The following is a 19,798-nucleotide window of genomic DNA, read 5'->3' on the forward strand; positions in this document are numbered from 1 at the left end:
CCAACTCCGCATTGCAGACACCACCCACACAACCAATGGGTCCGCACCCAGGGTGTGCAAAACTCGGCAACACCACCACCCGCCCCACACACCGACCAGCACAAACACACCCCAACCGGACGACTTTTGCAAGCAAAGGCTTGAGAACGGATGCTCGGCGCCGGTGAGCTGTCCGTCCCTCCTGATAGCCCGTGGATGAGCTTCGGGTGCGTATAGTCCCGGAAGAGTGAACGGATAGGAAGGCGGACCTCAATGGCCAGGATGGTTGAGGCATTCAAGCGCGAGCCAGGCACCCGCGATGCGGCCGCCCGGGCGGTAGGCCTGGTCAAGACCTACGGTAGGGGCGGTACCGAGGTCAGGGCCCTGGACGGCATCAGCGTGGAATTCGGGCGCAATGAGTTCACCGCAATTATGGGGCCGTCCGGGTCGGGGAAGTCCACGCTCATGCACGTGATGGCAGGCCTGGACTCCGCAACGAGCGGCGAGACGTACATCGGGGAGACGGACTTATCCCAGCTCAACGACAAGGAGCTTACGGCTCTAAGGCGCGACCGCCTCGGGTTCATCTTCCAGTCCTTCAACCTGGTTCCTACTCTCACCGCCGCTGAGAACATCACGCTGCCCACGAGCATCGCAGGCGGCAAGGTTGACCAGGCGTGGTTCGATGAGGTTACAGCGCGCCTAGGCCTGGCGAAGCGCCTGGACCACCGCCCGGCGGAGTTGTCCGGCGGCCAGCAGCAGCGCGTCGCCTGCGCCCGCGCGTTGGTGAGCCGCCCTGAGCTGATTTTCGGCGACGAACCTACCGGCAACCTGGACTCCAACGCCTCCCGCGAAGTGCTCGACATTCTCCGCACGGCCGTGGATAAGGATGGGCAGACGGTGGTCATCGTCACGCATGACGCCCGCGCCGCGTCCTATGCCGACAGGGTGGTGTTCCTTCGCGACGGCAACATTGTCGACGAGATGCGCGACCCGGACATGGATTCCATCCTCCGCGTCATGGCCGGCATGGAGGACTAGATGGCGAACACGCTGACGAAGGTCTCGCTGCGCAACGTCGTGGCGCACAAGCTGCGCCTCGCGCTGACGGTGCTGGCGGTCGTGCTGGGCACGGCGTTCCTGTCGGGTGCGCTCATGTTCACGAACATGCTGTCCGCCACGTTCGATTCTGCGGTGGACACCGCGCTCGAGGACGTGGATGCGGTGGTGCGCCCGACCGAGGGCAGCATCGACATGGAGACGTTCGACGCCATCAGGGACACCGAGGGCGTCGATGGGGTGAATGTGTTCGTGGATGTGCCTGTGGTCGTCGCTAGGCAGGATGAAGTTGCGATTCAGACGCAGCTCGGCACCTCGCGCCTTATGCCCTTCTACAGCGAGGGCGAAGCAGTGGGGCGGGCGCCTTCGCTTATCGACGGCTCCGCTCCCACCGCCGCCGGCGACATCGCCGTCAACGCGAACGGCGCGCAGAAGTACGGCATCGAGATGGGCGAGAAGCTCATCGTGGTGGACAAGGACGGGCGCAACGAGTTCACCGTCACGGGGTTGTACGAGGACCCGCTGGCGCAGGAGACGTCGCTGGTGCTGCGGGTGGGGGAGCAGGCCTACCTTGACCTCTACCGGGACGGCGAGTCGGTGCCGGCGGTGACGGTGGATGGGGGACCGGGGGTCGTCGATAGGCTGAAGAGCGATTTTCCTGACTTGGAGGTGCGCGCGGGCGCGGATTTGGCTGAGGAGCTGTCCCAGCAGATCCGCGAGGGTTTGAGTTTTGTCAGCTACTTCCTGGTCGCGTTCGGTCTGGTGGGGCTTTTGGTGGGGACGTTCCTCATCGCGAACACGTTCTCCATGATCGTGGCGCAGCGCACCCGCGAGTTTGCCTTGCTCCGCGCGTTGGGGGCGTCGCGCGGGCAGATCACGCGTTCGGTGGCGTTCGAGTCGGCGCTGGTCGGTGTGATCGGTTCCGCGCTCGGCGTCGCCGGCGGCGTGGGGCTGGTGGCGCTGATCCGGGTGGCGATGGCGCGCTACGGCATGCCGCTGCCGGATGCGGGCACCGGGCTTTCTACGCGCGCGGTGGTGGTGCCGCTGGTGGTGGGCACGCTGGTGACGGTGCTGTCGGCGCTCGCGCCGGCGCGCAAAGCGGGGCAGGTCAAGCCGGTGGAGGCGATGCGCTCCAGCGAGGCCGCCACGCCGCAGCCGCTGCGTTGGCGCACGATCGCGGGCCTGGTCCTGGTAGCCGCGGGCGTGGCGACAGCGGTGTACGCGATGGGCTGGGACGACGGGGCCACCGGCCGCCGCGCAGCCCTGGTGGGCGTGGCGGCGCTGGCCGCGATCACCGGCCTGTTCCTGGCCGGCCCGGCGCTGAGCTTGCCGGTGGTGCCACCGCTGGGCCGGGTGATCGGGCTGCCGTTCGGGGCGGTGGGCACACTCGCGTCCACGAACACGCGCCGCAACCCGCGACGCACCGCCACCACGGCTTTTGCGCTGATGCTGGGTATCGCGCTGGTGACGGTGATTGGCATGCTGGGCGCGTCGATGAAGCGCTCGGTGGATGACGTCGCCACCAGCGAGGTGTCCGCGGACTTCGTGCTGTCCGGACCGCAGAACGGCGTCTTCCCGCTGCCGGAGGACCTGCCGGAGCGCCTGGGTGCGGCGGACGGTACCGGTGAGACGGCCGCTTACACCCAAGCGCCGATCACGGTGGACGGGCAGTTCGGCTACCAGCTCGGCGGCTTTGGTGTGACGGATGTGCTGCAGGGCGACCCGGCGGACCTGATTGTCCTGGACATGGTGGAGGGCAGCTCCAGCTTGGACGGCAACACCGTCATCGCACCGGCGTCGCTGGCGCAGGAGCACGGCTGGCACGTCGGCGACACGTTGACGGTTGCTGGCCCCACCGGCGAGTCGGTCGAGGCCACACTGGGCGGGCTGTTTGAAACGTCGAATATCTTGCAGTCCTTCGTGGTCTCCGACGAGGCGGCCGCGGCCACGGGTGCGCGCGGCACGGGCCGGATCCTCATGATCGGCGTCAACAACGACGGCACCGTCGGCGAGGACCAGCTGCGCGCCAACCTCGAGGAGCTGGTGCGCCACGACATCGTGGTGCAGGTCCGCTCCACGCAGGACATGGCGGGCGAGGTCTCCGCCATGATCGACCAGATGCTGTTCATCTTGTACGCGCTGTTGTCGCTGGCGGTGGTGATCGCGGTGCTGGGCATCGTGAACACGCTGACACTGTCGGTGATTGAGCGCCGCCAGGAGATCGGCATGCTGCGCGCGGTGGGCACGCAGCGCCGCCAGATTCGGACGATGATCACGCTGGAGTCGGTGCAGATGACGGTCTACGGCGCCATCCTCGGTGTGCTGCTGGGGCTCGGTTTGGGGTGGGCGTTCCTCACCGTCCTCGAGGCAAAAGGCTTGACGACGATCGTGGTTCCGTGGCCGCTCATCCTCACCGTCCTCGCAGGGTCGTTCCTGGTCGGCCTGCTGGCCGCGGTGTGGCCGGCGGGCAGGGCCGCCAAGACGCCGCCGCTGGACGCCATCGCGGAGTAGGGGCTCTACCCGAAGCCGTACACGCCGACCGCGGAGGCCGCGATGGCGGCGAGGGCGGTGCCCACCCCGTACTTCACGGCGAGGACGAATTCGCCGCTTTCGACCATCTCGCCGAGTTGGCGCGCGAGCATGGACAGGGTGGACAACGCCCCGGCGAAGCCGACGCCGATGCCGACGCGCCACACGCCCGGCGCCGCCGCCGCGAACCCGATCACTGCAGCGGCCGAGACATTCGCCGCAAACGTGGACGCAAGCGGGCTGTGAATTTGGCGCATGAGCAGCCAGCGGGCAAACCCGCCTAGCATTCCGCCGACGAACACGACCGCAACTCCGATGAGCAGAGGCAGCAGGTCAGGCATGCCGGTGCCTCCGGGTGGCGTCGCCAGCCATCCAGGCCAGGGTGGCGGTGGTGAGGCTGAGCACGATGATGAACCCGGCCCACACCGGCGAATCCGACACCGCGGTCAGGGACACCGCGGACAGGGTGGAAAACCCGCCGAGGAAGCCCACGCCCCAGAATGGGCCGGGTTGGAACAGGCCCATGGCGAAGCAGGCGACGAGGTTCACCGCAGAGATCACGGTCAGTGCGAGCGCTTCGGGCGTGGTGGGGTTGACCCAGATCAGCACGATGTAGCGCGCGACAGCTCCAAGCCCCGCGCCCAGCGCCACGGAAAGGCCGGTTGTTAGGTCATCGAACTGCACATTTGTCCACCTTAGCGCCCTATCCGGCGAAGGCGCGAAGGCCCCAGCGCATGCCGAACCAGGCGGCGACGATGCCCAGCACCGCGGTGCGCAGCGCGTAGCGCAGGGCCTGGCGGTGCTGCCCGGCGGTGATTAGGTCGCCGAGCTCGCGGGCGAAGGTGGACCAGGTGGACAGCGCGCCGGCGAAGCCTGCGCCGAGCGCGATCTGCCACGCCACCGGGTGGGTCGCGGCGAAGCCGGCGACGGTGCAGGCCACCGTGTTGGCGGCGAAGGTCGCGGCGCGGGCGTTGCTGATCAGCTTCGTCAGCGCGAACCGGGACATGCCGCCGAGGACGCCGCCGGCGAACACCACCGCGAGTGTGAGTGCCAATCCGAGCCAGCTAGCCATGGCGGCGCTCCCGGAGGGTGTGGCCGAAAAGGTAGGCAACTATAGACGTCGCAAAGCTGAGTGCGACGATGCCCAGCGCGACGATCGCATCCGACTGCATCGCCGCCACCGAAATCGCGGAGAAGGTGGTGAAGCCGCCGAGGAAGCCTGCGCCCCACAGCGGGCCCGGCTTGAACAGCCCCATGGCGAAGCAGCCGGCGATGTTGACGGCAAAGGTCAGCGCGAGCGCCGCCGTGGACCCGGGTGCGGCGGCAAGGAGCACACCATGCCTGACTACGGCCCCAAGGCCCGCCCCGAGCCCGACCGTCAGCGCTGTCCGGAAAGTGTCCACGGCTGGGAGTCTATCGCCAGTCCATCTGCTGGCGTTCCACGAACTCCGCGACCTCCTCCGGGGTCTTCTTCAAGTGCGGATCCCAGGCGAGGTACTCGCGGGTCTCGCGCACCACGATGCCGGACAGCAACAGCAGGCCGATCAGGTTCGGGATGGCCATCAGCCCGTTGGACAGGTCGGAGAACGTCCACGCCAGCTCCAGCGACGCCACCGCGCCCACAAAGGACAGGGCGGTGAAGAACATGCGGTAGGGGATGGACGCCCAGTCGCCGAACAGCGCCACGATGGCGCGCTCGCCGTAGTAGGACCAGCCCAGGATGGTGGAAAAGGCGAAGAAGATCAGGGCGACGGAGACAATCAGGCTGCCCCACTCGCCGGGCAGGGCCGTCTCGAAGGCGGTGGCGGTCATGATGGCGGCCTGGTCGCGGCCCATGTCCCAGGTGCCGGCGGTGACGATGACCAAGCCGGTGATGGTGACAACGAGGATGGTGTCGATGAACGTCTGGGTCATGGACACCAGCGCCTGGCGCGCCGGGTGCTGCGTCTTCGCGGCCGCGGCGGCGATCGCGGCGGAGCCCATGCCGGACTCGTTGGAGAAGATGCCGCGGGCCACACCGAACTGGATGGCCAGCATGATGCCGGAGCCGACGAAGCCGCCGGTGGCCGCGGTGCCGGTGAACGCGTCGGTGAAGATGGTGGCAATCGCCGCCGGCACCCGGTCCGCCATGAGCACCAGCGCGGTGATGCCGCCGCCGACGTAAATGACAATCATCAGCGGAACGAACGCCGCGGTGATCTTGCCGATGCCCTCGATGCCGCCGAGCACGGCCGCGCCGACGGCGAAGAAGATGATCACGCCGGCGACATTCGCGCTAATGCCGAAGGCGTCGTGCATGCCCGCCGCGATGGAGTTGCCCTGGGCGAGGTTGCCGATGCCGAAGGAGGCGAAGATGGTGAACAGGGTGAACGCCGCGGCGAGGAACTTGCCGAAGCCGCCGCCGACACCGGTTTTCAGGTACTCGTGCGGTCCACCCTGCTGCTTGCCTTTATTGTCGGTGGTGCGGAAGCGCACGCCCAGGTAGGCCTCGGAGTACTTCGACGCCATGCCGACGATGCCGGTGAGCCAGATCCAGAACAGCGCGCCGGGCCCGCCGATGGAAATCGCGGTGGCGACGCCGACGATGTTGCCGGTTCCCACCGTGGCGGCCAGGGCGGTGGTCAGCGCCTGGTAGTTGGAGATGTCGCCCGCGCCTTCCTCGGCCTTGTCCACGAACGCGTGGCGGGTGGCGCGGCCGAGGGTGCGGAACTGGATGCCGCGCAGGCGGATGGTCAGGAACAGGCCGGTGCCCAGCAGCAGGGGGATGAGCAGGAACGGTCCCCAGACGAAGGTGGAGATTGCACTGAGGATGTCGTTCAAGGTGTCAGCCATGCCGAGTAGTAAAACATACAGTGTGATGAATAATATATAGGTGGCAGGAAATACATTCACGGGCGATGATGGTGGGAAGGACTCTGCCTGAGACACAAGGAGCATTCCCATGGCACACGAACGCGCCGGACAGCCCGCCCGCGAGGACGACCTCATCGACATCGCCGAGGTGGTCACCGCCTACTACACCCGCGACATTGATCCGGACAACCCGGACCAGCAGGTCGCCTTCGGCACCTCCGGCCACCGCGGATCCTCCCTGGACAACGCGTTCAACGAGGCGCACATCCTGGCCACCACGCAGGCGATCGTGGACTACCGCCGCAGCGAGGGCATCGACGGGCCGGTCTACATCGGCCGCGATACCCACGCCCTGTCCGAGCCAGCGATGGTCTCCGCGCTCGAGGTGCTCATCGCCAACGAGGTGCAAGTGCTTGTCGACGCCTCTGGCCGCTACACGCCCACTCCGGCCGTCTCCCACGCCATCCTGACCCACCAAGGGGGCAAGGCCGACGGCATCGTGGTCACCCCGTCGCACAACCCGCCGCGCGACGGCGGCTTCAAATACAACCCGCCCACCGGCGGGCCCGCCCCGGCGGAAGCCACGGACTGGATTGCCAAGCGCGCCAACGAGTACATCGCCGCAGGCCTCGACGGTGTGAAGCGCACCCCCGTCAGCGGCGTGCTGGACCAGCGCGCCGGGAAGTTCGACTACCTCGACCACTACGTTGCCGACCTGGGCAACGTGGTGGACATGGACGCGATCAAGGCGTCCGGCCTGCACATCGGCGCTGACCCGATGGGCGGGGCGAGCGTGGATTACTGGGGTGCGATCGGTCAGCGCTACGGGCTGAACCTCGAGGTGGTCAACCCGCACGTGGACGCCACCTGGCGGTTCATGACCTTGGACACCGACGGCAAGATCCGCATGGACTGCTCCAGCCCGAATTCCATGGCCTCGCTGGTGCACAACCGCGACAAGCTCGACCTGGCCACCGGCAACGACGCGGACGCGGACCGCCACGGCATCGTCACCCCCGACGCGGGCTTGATGAACCCGAACCACTACCTGGCCGTGGCCATCGAGTACCTGTTTTCCCACCGCGACGGCTGGGACGCGGGCACCGCGGTGGGCAAAACCCTGGTCTCGTCCTCCATGATCGACCGCGTCGTCGCATCGCTGGGCCGCGAGCTGGTGGAGGTGCCCGTCGGCTTCAAATGGTTCGTGCCGGGGCTCATCGACGGCACCATCGGTTTCGGCGGCGAAGAATCCGCCGGTGCGTCGTTCTTGCGCAAGGACGGCACCGTCTGGTCCACCGACAAGGACGGGCTGATCATGGACCTGCTCGCCGCCGAGATCACCGCCGTGACCGGCAAGACCCCGTCTGCGCGCTACGCGGAGCTCGAGGCCGAGTACGGCGCCCCGGCCTATGCGCGCATCGACGCCCCGGCCGGCCGCGAGGAGAAAGCGAAGCTCAAGGCGCTGTCGGCTGACCAGGTTTCGGCGGATGCGTTGGCGGGCGAAGCTATCGTCGCAAAGCTGACTGAAGCCCCCGGCAACGGTGCCGCAATCGGCGGGCTGAAGGTGACCACCGAAAACGCGTGGTTCGCCGCGCGCCCGTCCGGCACCGAGGACAAGTACAAGATCTACGCCGAATCCTTCAAGGGCGAAGCACACTTGAAGCGGGTGCAGGAGGAAGCGCAGGCGCTGGTTACTCAAGTTTTGGGCGGCTAGTGGAGTAACGTACGACCTGTGAGCATAACGACAACCCCCGCGCCCGAGCGCAACACGAAAGCGCTGGTGCTGGACGTACTGTCCGCACTCGCGCGCTTTTTCATGGCGTACGTGTGGCTGGACGCCGGCATCGCGAAACTCGGCGTCCCCCTCGACGTGACCAAGACCATCGAGGCCTACGAGATCTTCACCCCCGACTGGTCCTACCTGCTGGCGCACATCATCGGCCCGCTCGAAGTGGCCGGCGGCCTGCTTCTGCTCCTGGGCATCAAGCTGCGCTGGTCTGGCAAGGTGTCCATCATCGTGCTGACGCTGTTCATCATCGGCCTCCTGTCCGCCTGGCAGCGCGGGCTGGTCATCGACTGCGGCTGCTTTGACCCCTCCCAGGCGGGCGAAGGCGAGAGCAACCTGCTTGTCACCGTGGCGCGAGACTTGGGCTACATCGCTATTACCGGGTTTATGATGTGGCGCCCGTTTAAGAAGTTCGCTATCTACCCCTAAACTTGAGCGGGTAGACAGTACCCGTCATGCCTCACGGCACGCACAACAGGAGATAACTGTGACCACACGCAAAGTGGAAAACCCGAACAAGAAGGGCAACGCCGCCTTCATCTGGGCAGTCCTCGCCGTACTCGCCATTGCCCTCGTGGTGATCGGCCTGATTGTCTTCAACGGCCGCGAAAACCGCAGCGCCGCGATCCAGGAAGAGATGATCGACCTCGAAGGCGTCAACGTTGCCTGGGACGGGGAAGAAAACACCATCCACCTCACCGGCGACAACCCTGACGCGAAGACCGCCGAGTTGTTCGAGGACTTCTCCTGCACCCACTGTGCGGACCTGCACATCGCCACCGACGAGGCGATGCTGGAGAAGCTCAAGGCTGGCGAGATTAACGTCGAGCTGCGCCCGATGACCGCCCTGGATCAAGGCCAGGAAGGCCACTCCACCCAGGCGCTGGCCGCCGAGCTGGCGCTGATCGCCAACGGCGACCTGGCCCAGGCCTTCACCATCCGCGACTACCTGTTCCAGAACCAGCAGTCCGCGTACAACAAGTACGACAACGACGGTTTCGCCGACCTGGCCAAGGACTACGAGGCTTCCGACGCCGCCATCCAGGACATCCGCGACGGCAAGTACATCGAGACTGCCAAGCGTATGGGTGCGGAGAACATGAAGTACCAGGAGGACGAGACTGAAGACGCATGGACCCCGCGCGTCCTCGTCGACGGGAAGGACATCGAGAAGCTCGTGAATATCGATGAGCTCCGAGAGATCACGGGTAACCCGAACCTCGATGAGAAAAAGGACTCCGCCCGTAACTACTGGCCGGAGGTTCTGGCCAGCCTGTAAGCGCCTTCTGGACAAGCGTTTCCGCCGCCTCACTCCGGGTTCGGGGTGGGGCGGTTTCGCTTTCCCGCTGGGGATTTGGAGGCCCGCGCGACCGGTTGTATATTTACGTGAGTTATCCAAGGGGCTATGGCGCAGTTGGTAGCGCACCACACTGGCAGTGTGGGGGTCACGGGTTCGAATCCCGTTAGCTCCACTCCACAACTACATATTCCAGCGGCGGCACAGCTGCCGCACGGGGCTATGGCGCAGTTGGTAGCGCACCACACTGGCAGTGTGGGGGTCACGGGTTCGAATCCCGTTAGCTCCACCAATTGAAAACTGCCCGGCTATTCGGCCGGGCAGTTTTTTCGTTTTTGGTGGGCTCCATGCACTACTGGGCGGACTGGCGCATGCCTTCGAAGTAGGCGTTGCCGTCCGTGTCGTCCGACGTGTCGAGCTTGTGGCTGAGCTGGTGCCGGCGATGGCGTCGGAGGAGCTGCCGCAGGCGAGGGCGGTTGGGAGTTTCCTGTGCATGGCCAGGAGCGTAGCGCAATCATTGTGGTTGCGAGCTACTCTGAGCTGCATGTTTGCGTCTCCAATTGGGCCGTTGCGTTTCGTCGCGGGCGGCGCTGGCCTCGCCCGCGTGTGCTTCGCGGGTGAGCCACTGCTTGACGACGAACCTTCGGACCATCCCCTCGCCGCCCAAGAACTCACCGAATACTTCGCTGGTACGCGCCGGAAGTTCACCGTGCCGCTAGACCTGAAAGGCGTGACTGACTTTCGCGCGTCGGTGCTGCGAGAGCTGGAAAAGATCCCATTCGGCGAGACCACCACGTATGCAGAGCTCGCCCGCGCAGTGGGCAACCCCAAGGCGGTGCGCGCCGTGGGTAGCGCCTGCGCGACTAACCCGCTGCCGCTGTTCATCCCGTGCCACCGGGTACTGCGCAGCGACGGCCAACTTGGCGGTTACCGTGGCGGGGTAGAGGCCAAACGTTTCCTACTGCGAATGGAGGACATCGATGTCTGACACGTTTGTGAAGCACGGCAGTGCGCCGGGAGCGGCCGCCGCGGAGGCCGCGTACCTGCGCTGGCTGCGCGAGGGCTCCGTCGCGGTGGTGGAGGTGCTCGACCTGGACGAGGACGCGAACACGCTCACCATCGAGAAAGTGGATCCGGTCCGCCCGACCGTGGATGCCGCCCGGCAGGCCGGCCGGGAGCTCGCCGCCATCCACGCCATGGGTGCGGCCGCATTCGGCGCGCCCGCGGACGGGTGGGACGGCCCCAACTTCATCGGCACCCGCCAGCAGGCGTGCGAGCCAACCGGACGCTGGGCCACGTTCTACGTGCAGCAGCGGGTGCTGCCATTCGCCGAGAAGGCGCTGAGGGCGGGGAATCTCGGGGGCGGCGGCATGGACGTCGTCAAGCAAGCATGCGATGCGCTACTTGAAGAGGACGAGGACGCCCCGCTGGCGCGCATCCACGGCGACCTGTGGGCGGGCAACCTGCTGTTTGGGTCGGGCGGGCCGCGGTTCATCGACCCGGCGGCGCACGGCGGGCACCCGCTGACCGACATCGCGATGCTCGAGCTGTTCGGCGCGCCGCACTTCAGCGCGATCGTGGACGGGTATGTGGACGCCGGCGGTGAGCTAGGCCGCGACTGGCAGCGGCGCATCGCGGTCCACCAGCTGCACCCGCTGGCGGTGCACGCGTGGACGCACGGGCCGTCCTACGGCTCCGCGCTCGTGCGCACGGCGGAAGAGACCTTGCGCGCGGTGGGCTAGCGCCACCAGGAGTCGTTCGGGCCCGGCGGCAGGTGGCGCTTGTGCTGGCCGATGCGCCACAGGTGCTCGAGGCGCTCCGCGGCCTCTGCGGGGATCTGCTTGCCCTCCAGGTAGTCGTCGATGTGGGCGTAGGTAATGCCGAGCGCGGCCTCGTCGGGAAGCGCGGGGCGTTCCTCCTCCAAGTCCGCGGTGGGCACCTTCTCCCACAGGCGGGGATCCGCGCCCAGGCGGTCCAGCAGCGCCGCGCCCTGGCGCTTATTCAGCCCGGCCAGCGGCACCAGGTCCGCGGCGCCGTCGCCGTGTTTAGTGAAAAACCCGGTGACGTTCTCCGCCGCGTGGTCCGTGCCCACCACCAGCAGGCCGCGCTCGCCGGCGATGGCGTACTGGGCGATCATGCGCATGCGTGCCTTGACGTTGCCCTTGTTGAAGTCGCCGAGACTGTCCGTTTTCAGCGAGTCCGTCACAGCACCCGCCATGGCGGTGGTGGCTGGTTCAATGTCCACGGTGACTGTTTCGTCGGGCTGGATAAACTGCAGCGCCAGCTGCGCGTCGTCCTCGTCGGCCTGCACGCCGTGGGGCAGCCGCACCGCCACAAACGCCGCTTCCTCGCCGTCCGCGCGGCGCTTCTCCACCGCCATCTGTGCCAGGCGGCCGGCGAGCGTGGAGTCCTGCCCGCCGGAAATGCCCAGCACGTAGCCCTTCGCGCCGGTGGCGTCCAGGTAGTCCACCAGGAACTGCACGCGCCGGGTGATCTCTTGGTCCGGGTCGATGGTCGGTGCCACGCCGAGGGCGGTGATGATGTCTGACTGCATGGCGCTCATGGTAGGAGGTTTTGATTCAGCGCGTCCGATGTGTAACATTTACCCCCGTGTTGCGACCCGGCATCCCGCCGGTGATCGCTAATTGCAGGTAATCCGAGCAGAAAGGAGCGCCCGATGAAGGTCCGCAAGTCGCTTCGGTCGCTGAAGAACAAGCCGGGCGCTCAGGTTGTGCGCCGCCACGGCAAGGTTTTTGTGATCAACAAGAAGGATCCTCGCTTCAAGGCTCGCCAGGGCTAAGCGGCAATCCTCTGCCCCGTCACCGTGTGGTGGCGGGGCTTTTTGCTGTAATTTTCCGCCGAATTACACGCTTGGGAGCAGATGGCTGCCCACGTTTTAACTACATGTAGGTGATTTGCCGGCTTTATCCTGGGAATACCACCCGTGTAACTACTACATGTAGTAGCAGTTGCCGAACTTTCCCCCAAGGTATAGTGTCTCTTGGTGTTGCCCCGGGGGAGCCGGGGAAGCGAGAAAAAGCGTCGAAACCCTGTCGAATCCCGGTCGAAGACCCGCACAGAAAGAGCCTGAGAAACTATGTCGATCACCGTTTACAGCAAGCCGGCCTGCATGCAGTGCAAGGCAACCGAGAAGGCCCTGACCAAGGCCGGCCTTGAGTTCACCACGGTTGACATCTCCATGGACGAGGAAGCCCGCGACTACGTCATGGCCCTCGGCTACGTGCAGGCCCCGGTCGTCGAGGCGAACGGTGAGCACTGGTCCGGCTTCCGCCCGGACCGCATCAAGGGCCTCGCCGCGGCTGCGTAACGTCGGCGGTCCCCGCACCCCTCGCGCACCGCGCCCCCTCACTCCGCGGATCCAGCTAGTAAGACCCCGCTAACGGCCCAAATATGGCAGATAGCTGGGCCCTAGTAGCTGGATTTGGCGAAAAGGGGACGGGGAACGGGCGGAGTGAGGGGAGGGGCGCCACACGCCGCGCACGCCACACAACAGAAAACTCAACACGAAGAAAGGCGGCTGCCATGCTGGTGGTCTACTTCTCTTCCGCGACGGAGAACACGAAGCGGTTTGTGGAGAAGCTCGGCCTCCCGTCCCGGCGCATCCCGTTGCGCAGGAACGACCCGGAACTGAACGTCGACGAGCCGTACGTGCTCATCTGCCCCACATACGGTGGCGGGGTGAGCGTCAGCGGCGGTAACTCGCGCCCGGTGCCTGGGCAGGTGATCCGCTTTCTCAACAACGAAAACAACCGGAATCTGATCCGAGGTGTGATCGCCGCCGGCAACTCCAACTTCGGCGCAGACTACTGCCTTGCCGGGAAGGTCATCGCCGACAAGTGTAAGGTCCCGTACTTGTACCGGTTCGAGCTCATGGGCTCGGCCGAGGACGTTGCGCACGTTCGCCGCCAACTGGTCCAGAACGCTGGAAGGTTGGGGCTGCGTGGGGGACCGGAGGTCGTCGATAGGCAGGATGCTCCGGACGAATCCGAGCGCCTAGCAAAGCTGCGCGCAAAATACGCCGGTAAATACTCAAGAACACGATGAAGGACGAGAAGTGAGTACCCAGACTGTCGGTAAGAATGTCCCGGAGCCGGTCAACGAAAGCGACCAGCTGGATTACCACGCGCTGAATGCGCTTTTGAACCTCTACGACGAAAACGGCCAGATCCAGTTTGACAAGGACCGCGAGGCCGCCAACCAGTTCTTCCTCCAGCACGTCAACCAGAACACCGTCTACTTCCACGACCTGGAAGAAAAGATCGACTACCTGGTCACCAACAAGTACTACGAGCCGGACACCATTGAGAAGTACGACTGGACCTTTATCAAGGACACGTTCAAGCGCGCGTACTCCTACAAGTTCCGCTTCAAGTCCTTCCTGGGCGCGTACAAGTACTACACGTCCTACACACTGAAGACTTTCGACGGGCGCCGCTACCTCGAGCGCTTCGAGGACCGCGTCGCCATGACTGCGCTCTTCCTCGCCGACGGCAACGAGGATCTCGCATTCGCGCTTGTGGACGAGATCATGACCGGCCGTTTCCAGCCAGCAACCCCGACGTTCTTGAACGCCGGCAAGGCGCAGCGCGGCGAGCTGGTGTCGTGCTTCCTGCTGCGCATCGAGGACAACATGGAGTCCATCGGGCGCGCGATCAACTCCTCACTGCAGCTGTCCAAGCGCGGCGGCGGCGTCGCGCTGCTGTTGAGCAACATCCGCGAATCCGGCGCGCCGATCAAGCACATCGAGAACCAGTCCTCCGGCGTCATCCCCGTGATGAAGCTTTTGGAAGACGCCTTCTCCTACGCCAACCAGCTCGGCGCACGCCAGGGCGCCGGCGCGGTGTACCTCAACGCCCACCACCCGGACATCATGCGCTTCTTGGACACCAAGCGCGAGAACGCGGACGAGAAGATCCGCATCAAGACCCTCTCGCTCGGTGTGGTCATCCCGGACATCACCTTCGAGCTGGCCAAGCGCAACGACGACATGTACCTGTTCTCCCCGTACGACGTCGAGCGCGTCTACGGCGTGCCGTTCGCGGACATCTCCGTGACCGAGAAGTACGAGGAGATGGTGGAAGACCCGCGCATCCGCAAGTCCAAGATCTCCGCGCGCTCGTTCTTCCAGACCATCGCCGAGATCCAGTTCGAGTCCGGCTACCCGTACATCATGTTCGAGGACACGGCTAACCGCGCGAACCCGGTGAAGACCGGCCGCATCAACATGTCCAACCTGTGCTCGGAGATCCTGCAGGTCAACTCCCCGTCCGTGCTGAACGAGGACCTGACCTACGCCGAGACCGGCCACGACATCTCCTGCAACCTGGGCTCGCTGAACATCGCGATGGCAATGGACTCCGACGACTTTGCCAAGACGGTGGAGTCCGCGATCCGCGCGCTGACCGCCGTCGCGGACAAGACCTCCATCGACTCCGTTCCGCCGGTGCGCGACGGCAACGACGCCTCCCACGCCATTGGCCTGGGCCAGATGAACCTGCACGGCTACCTCGGCCGCGAGCACATCGAGTACGGCTCCGAGGAAGGCCTGGACTTCACCAACGCCTACTTCGCTGCCGTGATGTACCAGTGCCTGCGCGCCTCCCACAAGATCGCAGTGGAGAAGGGCACTGCGTTCGCGGACTTTAACAAGTCCGAGTACGCCACCGGCGAGTTCTTCGACCGCTACGACCCGGCCGACTTCCAGCCCACAACCGACAAGGTCAAGGAGCTGTTCGCCAACTCCAACATCGCCGTGCCGACGGCCGAGGAGTGGGCGCAGCTGAAGGAAGACATCGCCCGCGACGGCATCTACAACCGCTACCTGCAGGCGGTGCCGCCGACCGGCTCGATTTCCTACATCAACAACTCCACGTCCTCGATCCACCCGATCGCCTCCAAGATTGAGATCCGCAAGGAAGGCAAGATCGGCCGCGTCTACTACCCGGCGCCGCACATGGACAACGAGAACATTGAGTACTTCAAGGACGCCTACGAGATCGGCTACGAGAAGATCATCGACACCTACGCGGTGGCCACGAAGTACGTCGACCAAGGCCTGTCTCTGACCTTGTTCTTCAAGGACACGGTGACCACTCGCGACATTAACCGCGCACAAATCTACGCGTGGAAGAAGGGTGTCAAGACCCTGTACTACATCCGTCTGCGTCAGATGGCGCTGGAGGGCACCGAGATCGAGGGCTGCGTCTCCTGCATGCTGTAGTGGAGCGCGCGCTTCGCGACGAGAAACCGCTGATCTGCTAGTTGCGTCTGAGGGCGCACTAGCAGGTCAGCGGTCTTCTTTTGCGCCTGCCCAGGTGATGTTGGAAATCAGTGCCAATACTGCGCGAATCTGCTAGTTCCGTTTTTGGGGAACTAGCAGATCAGCACTATGGCGGGCGCGGGCAAGGGGAGGGCCCGCCGGGGAGAGCTACATCTCCATGAAATCGTTGACGCCGCGAAGTAGACGTCGAGAAGCATCTTCTGCAGCATCCGCATCGCCGGAAGCAATCGCCTGCGCCAGGTCGATGTGAATCTGCATGGTGCCGACGTGGGGGTCATCCGGCATGATGCCGTAGAGGGCGCGGCCGGACATAATATCCATGATCGGCGAGGTCAGCGCCACAAACATCTCGTTGCCGGAGGCCTCCAACATGAGCGCGTGGAACTCCAGGTCCGCCTCCTGGAAGGCCTCGGAGTTGCCGCCTTCCTGGCCGGCTAGCTCCACAATCTGGTCGGCCAGCTCGCACAAGCGGCGCGCCTGCTCGCGCGATGCGTTGATGGCGGCGAGGCGGGCGGCGGTGGGCTCGATGGCGTCGCGAAGCTCACGCAGCGACGCGAGCTGCGCCGGGCGCTGCTCCTCACTGCGCAGGCGCCACGAAATGATCGAGTGGTCGAACACGTTCCACTCGCTTTGCGGCAGCACTTTCAAACCCACGCGGCGCGACGAGGAAACGAGCCCCAGCTGTTCCAGCGCGCGCATCGCCTCGCGGGCGACAGTGCGGGAGATGCCGAAGCGCTCCGACAAGTCGTGGAGCGTGAACGTGTGGCCCTCGGCCTGCTTGCCCGACACGATCTCTTCGCCGAGCGTGTCCAAGACTGATGAGAGCAGGGGTTGCGAGGACCGATGACCGCTTGTAGCCACGGAGCGACCTCCTTTAAGGGATGATGTTTGCAGCAATATGCGAGTAGTTTATGTCATGCCCCCGCCACGTTTGGACATTGCGTGCGCGCAGTTCGCAGGCGGGGAGCGGGACGTGGCGCGGGTGAATTGACTCCGAAGTAGGATGGTCGGCATGACTGACGATTACGCGCGTTACCTCGAGTCCCACGAGAAGCCGGTGAAGGCTATTAACTGGAATAGCGTCCCGGACGACAAGGACCTTGAAGTGTGGGATCGCCTGACCGGCAATTTCTGGCTCCCGGAGAAAATCCCGGTGTCCAACGACATCCCGAGCTGGAACACCCTCAACGATGAGGAAAAGCAAGCCACTATGCGCGTGTTCACCGGCTTGACGCTGCTGGACACCATCCAGGGCACCGTCGGTGCGGTTTCACTGCTGCCGGACGCGAACTCGCTGCACGAGGAGGCGGTGCTGACCAACATCGCGTTTATGGAGTCGGTGCACGCGAAGTCGTACTCCAACATCTTTATGACGCTTGCGGACACGCCCGCGATTAACGACGCGTTCCGCTGGTCCGAGGAAAACGAGTACCTCCAGCGCAAGGCGAAAATTATCCTGAGCTACTACGAGGGCGACGATCCGCTCAAGCGCAAGATCGCCTCCGTGATGCTCGAGTCTTTCCTGTTCTACTCCGGTTTCTACCTGCCGCTGAACTGGTCGGTGCACTCCAAGCTGACGAACACCGCCGACATTATCCGCCTTATTATCCGCGACGAGGCGGTGCACGGCTACTACATCGGCTACAAGTACCAGGTGGCGCTGCGGAACGAATCCGAAGAGCGCAAGGAGGAGCTGAAGGACTACGCCTTCGAGCTGCTCTACGACCTCTACGAGAACGAGAACCAGTACACCGAGGACATCTATGACGCGCTTGGCTGGACTGAGGATGTGAAGCGCTTCTTGCGCTACAACGCCAACAAGGCGCTGAACAACCTCGGCTACGAGGGCCTGTTCCCGGTGGATGAGACGAAGGTCTCGCCGGCCATCCTCGCGTCGCTGTCGCCGAACGCGGACGAGAACCACGACTTCTTCTCCGGATCCGGTTCCTCCTACGTCATCGGCCGCGCGGAGGATACTCAGGACGAGGACTGGGACTTCTAGGCAGAAGCTTTACGACGCACCTTCGGTGGCCCCGGTTCGCACCCGCGAGCCGGGGGTTTTTCTTGCCTGCTGTGCAGTACTCATGCGCCTCACCAGTAACAGCCCGGGATGGTTGGGCCAGGCGCTGACCCCGCTCGGGGGCAGCATTGCCGGAGGCTGGAAAATCAATGTGCAGAACGTTATGCTGATCCGGTATCACTCGTGGCATCTGTGCCTTGTTCGGCGTGAGCTGGGCGGGGTGCAGGAGCCGTAGTCAGGAGGATCAGATGACCGCTGTGGCACCGCGGCTGGATAATTACGTCCCGCCGACACGCCCCGAGCCGACGGGCAACGCTCGTAAGGGCTCGAAAATTTACAAGCAACTCACCACCACTGACCACAAAGAACTGGGCATCATGTACATCATCATGTCCTTCGTCTGGTTCTTCGTGGCCGGCCTGATGGCGCTGCTTATCCGCGCTGAGCTGTTCAGCCCCGGCCTGCAGTTCCTGTCCAACGAGCAGTTCAACCAGCTGTTTACCATGCACGGCACCGTGATGCTGCTGGCGTTCGGTACCCCGATCGTCTGGGGCTTCGCCAACTACGTGCTGCCGCTGCAGATCGGCGCTCCGGACGTGGCCTTCCCCCGTCTGAACGCGTTCGGCTTCTGGGTGACCAGCATCGGCGTCATCGCCATGCTCGCCGGCTTCCTCACCCCGGGCGGCGCAGCCGACTTCGGTTGGACCATGTACATGCCCCTGGCTGACGCTGTGCACACCCCGTCCGTCTCCGCCAACCTCTGGGTTGTCGGCGTGGGCGCTACCGGTGTGGGCACCATCGCCTCCGCGGTGAACATGCTCACCACTGTGCTGACCATGCGTGCGCCGGGCATGACCATGTTCCGTCTGCCGGCGTTCACCTGGACCATCTTTGTCACCTCCATCATCGCCCTGATGATCTTCCCGCTGCTGACCGCTGCGGCGATGGGTGTGCTCTACGACCGTCTGATCGGCGGCCACATCTACGACACCGCCAACGGCGGAACGATCCTGTGGCAGCACCTGTTCTGGTTCTTCGGCCACCCCGAGGTGTACGTCCTGGCGCTGCCGTTCTTCGGCGTGATCTCCGAGATCATCCCGGTGTTCTCCCGTAAGCCGGTCTTCGGCTACATCGGCCTGATCTTCGCAACCCTGGCAATCGCCGGCCTGTCCATGGCTGTGTGGGCGCACCACATGTTCGCCACCGGTGCAGTCCTGCTGCCGTTCTTCTCGTTCATGACCTTCCTCATCTCCGTCCCGACCGGTGTGAAGTTCTTCAACTGGCTGGGCACGATGTGGAACGGCCACCTCACGTTCGAGACCCCGATGCTGTGGGCCGTCGGCTTCCTGTTCACCTTCCTGTTCGGTGGTCTGACCGGCATCATGCTGGCGTCCCCGCCGCTGGACTTCCAGCTGCACGACTCCTACTTCGTGGTTGCGCACTTCCACTACACCCTGTTCGGCACCGTGGTGTTCGCTTCTACCGCAGGCGTGTACTTCTGGTTCCCGAAGATGACCGGCCGCATGCTGGATGAGAAGCTGGGCAAGATCCACTTCTGGTTCACCGTTGTCGGCTTCAACATGACCTTCTTGGTCCAGCACTGGCTGGGCAACATGGGCATGCCGCGCCGCTACGCCGACTACCTGGACACCGACGGCTTCACGCTGCTGAACCAGGTTTCCACGGTTGGCGCGTTCATCCTGGGCATTGGCTTCCTGCCGTTCATCTGGAACGTGTTCAAGTCTTGGCGCTACGGCGAGATCGTCACCGTCGACGATCCGTGGGGTTACGGCAACTCCCTCGAGTGGGCAACCACCTGCCCGCCGCCGCGCCACAACTTCACCGCGCTGCCGCGTATCCGCTCCGAGCGCCCGGCGTTCGAGCTGCACTACCCGCACATGGTGGAGACCCTGCGCCGCGAGGCTCACACCGGTCACCGCGATTCCAAGTAGTCGCTGGCCACCGGCCTCCTGA

General features: G+C 64.7%; 20 protein-coding genes and 2 tRNA genes. 15 read left to right on the top strand and 7 right to left on the bottom strand.

Annotated elements, in window-relative coordinates; translation table 11 throughout:
* The first annotated feature begins 252 nt into the window (after nt 1–252).
* Nucleotides 253–1,020 (top strand): ABC transporter ATP-binding protein, encoded by a 768-nt coding sequence (locus HMPREF2791_RS10430; RefSeq protein ID WP_083327990.1) that lies wholly within the window; start codon nt 253–255, stop codon nt 1,018–1,020.
* Complete coding sequence (locus HMPREF2791_RS10435) at nt 1,021–3,549, top strand: ABC transporter permease (protein ID WP_070845254.1); 2,529 nt, start codon at nt 1,021–1,023, stop codon at nt 3,547–3,549. It abuts the gene before it with no gap.
* A 5-nt stretch (nt 3,550–3,554) separates the two neighbouring features.
* Here HMPREF2791_RS10435 and HMPREF2791_RS10440 read toward each other — a convergent pair whose 3' ends face one another.
* The 5 genes from HMPREF2791_RS10440 to HMPREF2791_RS10460 are packed head-to-tail and all read right to left on the bottom strand — an operon-like array spanning nt 3,555 to nt 6,399.
* On the bottom strand, nt 3,555–3,908 hold the full coding sequence (locus HMPREF2791_RS10440; protein WP_083327991.1) for a FluC/FEX family fluoride channel: 354 nt from the start codon (nt 3,906–3,908) through the stop codon (nt 3,555–3,557).
* Nucleotides 3,901–4,251 (bottom strand): CrcB family protein, encoded by a 351-nt coding sequence (locus tag HMPREF2791_RS10445; protein WP_246825507.1) that lies wholly within the window; start codon nt 4,249–4,251, stop codon nt 3,901–3,903. Before HMPREF2791_RS10445 ends, HMPREF2791_RS10440 begins: the two co-directional genes overlap by 8 nt.
* A 19-nt stretch (nt 4,252–4,270) precedes the next feature.
* Nucleotides 4,271–4,639 (bottom strand): FluC/FEX family fluoride channel, encoded by a 369-nt coding sequence (locus tag HMPREF2791_RS10450; RefSeq protein ID WP_246825508.1) that lies wholly within the window; start codon nt 4,637–4,639, stop codon nt 4,271–4,273.
* A complete protein-coding gene (locus tag HMPREF2791_RS10455) occupies nt 4,632–4,970 on the bottom strand; it encodes a CrcB family protein (protein ID WP_070845255.1) in 339 nt (112 codons plus the stop codon). Before HMPREF2791_RS10455 ends, HMPREF2791_RS10450 begins: the two co-directional genes overlap by 8 nt.
* Before the next feature lie 10 nt (nt 4,971–4,980).
* On the bottom strand, nt 4,981–6,399 hold the full coding sequence (locus HMPREF2791_RS10460) for an alanine/glycine:cation symporter family protein (protein WP_070845256.1): 1,419 nt from the start codon (nt 6,397–6,399) through the stop codon (nt 4,981–4,983).
* Nucleotides 6,400–6,508: 109 nt separating this feature from the next.
* On the opposite strand from HMPREF2791_RS10460, the gene pgm reads away from it, so the two are divergent.
* The 7 genes from pgm (at nt 6,509) to HMPREF2791_RS10495 (ending at nt 11,245) form a co-directional block, all read left to right on the top strand.
* Nucleotides 6,509–8,134, top strand: coding sequence for a phosphoglucomutase (alpha-D-glucose-1,6-bisphosphate-dependent) (pgm, locus tag HMPREF2791_RS10465; protein ID WP_070845257.1), 1,626 nt, complete (start codon nt 6,509–6,511; stop codon nt 8,132–8,134).
* Between the two features lie 18 nt (nt 8,135–8,152).
* Nucleotides 8,153–8,635, top strand: coding sequence for a MauE/DoxX family redox-associated membrane protein (locus HMPREF2791_RS10470; protein ID WP_246825509.1), 483 nt, complete (start codon nt 8,153–8,155; stop codon nt 8,633–8,635).
* Between the two features lie 58 nt (nt 8,636–8,693).
* Nucleotides 8,694–9,485 carry a thioredoxin domain-containing protein gene (locus HMPREF2791_RS10475; protein ID WP_070845258.1) on the top strand — a complete coding sequence of 264 codons (792 nt, stop codon included), beginning with the start codon at nt 8,694–8,696 and terminating at the stop codon, nt 9,483–9,485.
* Between the two features lie 120 nt (nt 9,486–9,605).
* Nucleotides 9,606–9,678 (top strand) — tRNA-Ala (locus tag HMPREF2791_RS10480).
* A 41-nt stretch (nt 9,679–9,719) separates the two neighbouring features.
* Nucleotides 9,720–9,795: transfer RNA gene (locus HMPREF2791_RS10485), tRNA-Ala, on the top strand.
* Between the two features lie 252 nt (nt 9,796–10,047).
* A complete protein-coding gene (locus tag HMPREF2791_RS10490) occupies nt 10,048–10,491 on the top strand; it encodes a methylated-DNA--[protein]-cysteine S-methyltransferase (protein WP_070845341.1) in 444 nt (147 codons plus the stop codon).
* Complete coding sequence (locus tag HMPREF2791_RS10495; RefSeq protein ID WP_070845259.1) at nt 10,484–11,245, top strand: fructosamine kinase family protein; 762 nt, start codon at nt 10,484–10,486, stop codon at nt 11,243–11,245. The genes HMPREF2791_RS10490 and HMPREF2791_RS10495 overlap by 8 nt, the downstream gene beginning before the upstream one ends.
* On the opposite strand, the gene nadE is transcribed toward HMPREF2791_RS10495, so the two are convergent.
* Nucleotides 11,242–12,057, bottom strand: a complete 816-nt coding sequence (nadE, locus tag HMPREF2791_RS10500) for an ammonia-dependent NAD(+) synthetase (RefSeq protein ID WP_371336017.1) — start codon at nt 12,055–12,057, stop codon at nt 11,242–11,244. The two genes, HMPREF2791_RS10495 and nadE, sit on opposite strands and share 4 nt — an antisense overlap.
* Before the next feature lie 123 nt (nt 12,058–12,180).
* Here nadE and ykgO point away from each other — a divergent pair, with 123 nt between their 5' ends.
* The 4 genes from ykgO (at nt 12,181) to nrdE (ending at nt 15,744) form a co-directional block, all read left to right on the top strand.
* Entirely contained in the window at nt 12,181–12,303 is a 123-nt protein-coding gene (gene ykgO, locus HMPREF2791_RS10505) for a type B 50S ribosomal protein L36 (RefSeq protein ID WP_012732041.1), read from the top strand.
* Between the two features lie 297 nt (nt 12,304–12,600).
* Complete coding sequence (nrdH, locus tag HMPREF2791_RS10510; RefSeq protein WP_070475768.1) at nt 12,601–12,831, top strand: glutaredoxin-like protein NrdH; 231 nt, start codon at nt 12,601–12,603, stop codon at nt 12,829–12,831.
* Between the two features lie 215 nt (nt 12,832–13,046).
* The gene (gene nrdI, locus HMPREF2791_RS10515; protein ID WP_083290318.1) at nt 13,047–13,568 is read left to right on the top strand and encodes a class Ib ribonucleoside-diphosphate reductase assembly flavoprotein NrdI; all 522 of its coding nucleotides are present in this window, start codon (nt 13,047–13,049) and stop codon (nt 13,566–13,568) included.
* Between the two features lie 10 nt (nt 13,569–13,578).
* Nucleotides 13,579–15,744: a class 1b ribonucleoside-diphosphate reductase subunit alpha gene (gene nrdE / locus HMPREF2791_RS10520; RefSeq protein ID WP_070845260.1), complete on the top strand. Its 2,166-nt coding sequence runs from the start codon at nt 13,579–13,581 to the stop codon at nt 15,742–15,744.
* Nucleotides 15,745–15,951: 207 nt separating this feature from the next.
* On the opposite strand, the gene HMPREF2791_RS10525 is transcribed toward nrdE, so the two are convergent.
* The gene (locus HMPREF2791_RS10525; protein ID WP_070845261.1) at nt 15,952–16,665 is read right to left on the bottom strand and encodes a FadR/GntR family transcriptional regulator; all 714 of its coding nucleotides are present in this window, start codon (nt 16,663–16,665) and stop codon (nt 15,952–15,954) included.
* Between the two features lie 151 nt (nt 16,666–16,816).
* Between HMPREF2791_RS10525 and nrdF the strand changes: the two genes are divergently transcribed.
* A complete protein-coding gene (gene nrdF, locus HMPREF2791_RS10530; protein ID WP_070475834.1) occupies nt 16,817–17,806 on the top strand; it encodes a class 1b ribonucleoside-diphosphate reductase subunit beta in 990 nt (329 codons plus the stop codon).
* 266 nt (nt 17,807–18,072) lie between these two features.
* On the top strand, nt 18,073–19,776 hold the full coding sequence (ctaD, locus tag HMPREF2791_RS10535) for an aa3-type cytochrome oxidase subunit I (RefSeq protein ID WP_070475775.1): 1,704 nt from the start codon (nt 18,073–18,075) through the stop codon (nt 19,774–19,776).
* The last annotated feature ends 22 nt before the right edge of the window (nt 19,777–19,798 follow it).

Origin of the sequence: Corynebacterium sp. HMSC034A01, assembly GCF_001838175.1 — a bacterium.
In the GTDB taxonomy this organism is placed as follows: domain Bacteria; phylum Actinomycetota; class Actinomycetes; order Mycobacteriales; family Mycobacteriaceae; genus Corynebacterium.